General features: G+C 67.9%; 3 protein-coding genes. 1 reads left to right on the forward strand and 2 read right to left on the reverse strand.

Annotated elements, in window-relative coordinates; all coding sequences use genetic code 11:
• Together FM119_RS10930 and FM119_RS10935 are read right to left on the reverse strand one after the other, a co-directional pair.
• A partial coding sequence (locus FM119_RS10930) for an RbtT/DalT/CsbX family MFS transporter (protein WP_143822688.1) occupies window positions 1-1,213 on the reverse strand: 1,213 nt, incomplete at its 3' end.
• Between the two features lie 34 nt (window positions 1,214-1,247).
• Window positions 1,248-2,360: a zinc-binding dehydrogenase gene (locus FM119_RS10935; RefSeq protein ID WP_179205305.1), complete on the reverse strand. Its 1,113-nt coding sequence runs from the start codon at window positions 2,358-2,360 to the stop codon at window positions 1,248-1,250.
• 484 nt (window positions 2,361-2,844) lie between these two features.
• On the opposite strand from FM119_RS10935, the gene FM119_RS13915 reads away from it, so the two are divergent.
• Window positions 2,845-2,985 (forward strand): hypothetical protein, encoded by a 141-nt coding sequence (locus FM119_RS13915; protein WP_179205307.1) that lies wholly within the window; start codon window positions 2,845-2,847, stop codon window positions 2,983-2,985.
• Window positions 2,986-3,089 lie beyond the last annotated feature (104 nt).

Here is a 3,089-nt window from a genome sequence, read left to right on the forward strand (position 1 = left end):
ACATCCAGACGATTCCCGCACCGGTGAAGCCGAGCGCGAGGCCGAGCGCGACGACGGCCGCACCGAGGAACGCGGCGCCTCCCGCCGCGGTGGTGTACATCGCCATCGCGGCGCCCTTCCGGTCCGGGACGAGCGCGGGCATGATCGCCCCCATCGGCACGAACCCGGCGAGGAAGCAGCCGAACACGCAGCCGGCGGCGGTCGAGAGCCAGAAGCCCCACTCGGAGCCGGCCGGAACCAGCTGCGGCACGTACCACCAGGCGAGCAGGCCGAGCGCCGAGGCGAACACGCCGTACCACTTGACCGTGCGCTGCCAGCCGATCTTGTCGCCGACGGCGCCGAAGACGGCGTTGACGAGGATGTTGGTCGCGTACACGAGCACCGTCATGGTGAGCCACTTGGACTGGCCCCAGCCGCGCTCGTCCGCGATGACCGCGGGGAGCAGGATGAACATGCCGTACTGCGGCGCCGTGTTGATGAGGCGCACGAGGAAGCCCATGAGGACCTTCGTGTTGGTGAACGTCAGCACGATGCCCGCGGTCATGACCTTGGCGACCGAGTCGCCGGCGGGCGCGATCCGCGTCGTCCCCCTGGTGTCCCTGATGCCGAGCAGGGCGACAAGGCCTCCGAGGACGACGGGGACGAGTGCGACCCACATCGCCCCGGTCTCACCGGCGAACTCGCCGCCGAAGGTGGGGATGGCACCGATCGCGAACAGCGAGCCGAGCGTCGGCAGGCCGCCGGTGAAGGCGACGTAGAACCAGCCGACCGCCGTGCCGTTGCGCTCCGGCGTGGTGGCCACGTTCACCCACACGAGGAAGCCGAACGCGAAGATCGGGTAGCCGAAGCCGCGCAGGGTGTAGGTGATCGCCGTCAGCCAGAAGTCGCCGCTGGCGAGCGCAAGCAGGAACAGCACCTGGAAGACCACCCAGATGAGCAGTCCCAGCGCCATCACGCGCTTCGGCCCGACGAGGTCGGCGAGCGCACCGGACAGGTAGCTGCCGACGAGCACCGCGAGGCTGTAGCTGGTGATGATCGTGGCGACGGTGGCCTCGGGCGAGCCGAGCGCCTCCACCAGGTGCGGCGTGATGAAGTTCGAGTCGACGCCGACGCCCGTCATGAACAGGAGCAGGCCGAGGTAGCCGAACGTCAGGGTCGGCGGGATGCCCAGCCGTTCCAGGCGTGAGGGCGTTGCCGGGGTTGTTGCGGACATGAGTTCTCCTTCGAACCGTGTCGGTGGTCGGGGGTCAGGACAGGGACGGGACGATGGACACCTTGACGGATCCGCCCTGGGAGTCGCCGACCAGGTCCAGGGCGTCCTGGAACCGCTCGAGCGGGAACTGGTGGGTGCAGATCTCGTCGAGCGGCAGCACGCCGGACTCGATGAGCTTGATGGCGGGGCGCCAGGCGTTCGGGCCGAGGTGCGCTCCGAGGACGTTGAGCTCCTTGTCGTCGGAGATGATCGACCAGTCGACGGTGACGTTGTCCTTGAACACGGAGTACTCGACGAAGGTGCCGAGCTTGCGCAGCAGGTTGAGGCCCTGCGAGACGGCGGAGGGGTGCCCGGTGGCCTCGATGTACACGTCGGCGCCGTAGCCCTCGGTGAGCTCCTTGACGCGCTCGACGGCGTCCTCGCGGGTGATGTTGATGAGGATGTCGGCACCGGCCTTGCGGGCGAGCTCGAGCTTGTCGTCGCTCATGTCGAGGGCGATGAGCTGGTACGGGTTCTTCTGGCGGGCACCGGCGATGACGCCGAGGCCGATGGGGCCGGCGCCCGCGACGACGACGACGTCGTTGAGCTGGATGTTCGCCCGCTCGACGGCGTGCATGGAGCAGGACAGCGGCTCGGAGAACGCGGCGTGCTGCGGGGCGATGTCCTTGTCGACGGGGTGGGTGAGCGCGCGGGTGGGGACGAGCACGTAGTCGGCCATGGCGCCGTTGAAGCCGCGGAAGCCGAACATGTCGTGCGGGCCGCACATCCAGTAGGCGCCGCGCAGACAGTAGCGGCACTCCCAGCAGGGGACGATCTGCTCGCAGGCGATGCGGTCGCCGAGGCTGACCTTGCGCGTGTCGAGGGCGCCCTGGTCGCCGGCGGCGACGACGGTTCCGACGAACTCGTGGCCGGGGGTGATGCCGGTCTGAGCCCAGGCGGGGCGGTTCTCGTCGCCCCAGAACTTGGCGGCGCCGTGGTAGCACTTCAGGTCGCTGGCGCAGACGCCGACGGCGCCGACCTTGAGCAGGAGCTCTCCCGGGCCGGGGGTGGGGACGGGCAGCTCGGTGAGCCGGTAGTCCTCCGGGCCGTGCACGACGACGGCGCGCATGGTGTCGGGGATGGCGGTGTTGCTGATGACCGAGGACATGGGGAAACCTCCGTTGGTTTGCGTTTCTCGTCAGGAGTCGACGACGACGGACACCATGCTAGCCCACCCGGAACATCTGTGCAGCACACATGTGCAGCTCGACGGCGTCGAAACCAGAAGCATAATCGACGCGCATGAAATGGCAAGATTCACTTCTTGCATATGCATTCAATTCACCATCCCGACGATTCCTCAATTACCGCCACAATGCCCTCGCGACTATCTGGGAAAAGCATCAAAGAATTCGGCCTCAGCCGAATCTCCTTGAACTCGGCGAACGCGTTTCCCTAGGCTTCCGGCGAGATCGCCGCACACGTGGCGGTCCGAATCGGGAAGACCAGAGCGGGCCTGTCCTCTCTGCTCGACTCGAATTCAGAGAGAACAACGAAAGGAAGCCCTGATGGATCTCGTGACCCAAGTAAATGCAGACACGCACCTTCGTTCGCACCTCGATGGGGGTAGTTCGCAGGCACGCACACCGATCATGGCGACACCGGCGACCGTCGCCGCGGTTCCCGCCGCCGCCGGCGCGGGCGCGGTAGCGGCCAAGGCCGCCGGAGCCGTCGTCGGCGGCGCGGCCGTCGTCGGAGCCGCCTACGCGGCCTACCGGGCCGTCGTCCGATGAGTGTCGCCGAGCTGAGCGCCACGAACCGGCTGCTCGGCATGGTCAACTCCGACACCGTCCGGACCGACGCCGTGGTGTCGCCCGTGATGGCGACGCCGGCCGCC

The organism is Mycetocola reblochoni REB411, from assembly GCF_900163835.1.
Taxonomy (GTDB): Bacteria; Actinomycetota; Actinomycetes; order Actinomycetales; family Microbacteriaceae; genus Mycetocola_B; species Mycetocola_B reblochoni.

What these genes read in the sequence shown, in the direction of transcription:
- FM119_RS10935 (WP_179205305.1), bottom strand. Translation starts at nt 2,360, where the DNA reads ATGTCCTCGGTCATCAGCAACACCGCCATCCCCGACACCATGCGCGCC.
- FM119_RS13915 (WP_179205307.1), top strand. Translation starts at nt 2,845, where the DNA reads ATGGCGACACCGGCGACCGTCGCCGCGGTTCCCGCCGCCGCCGGCGCG.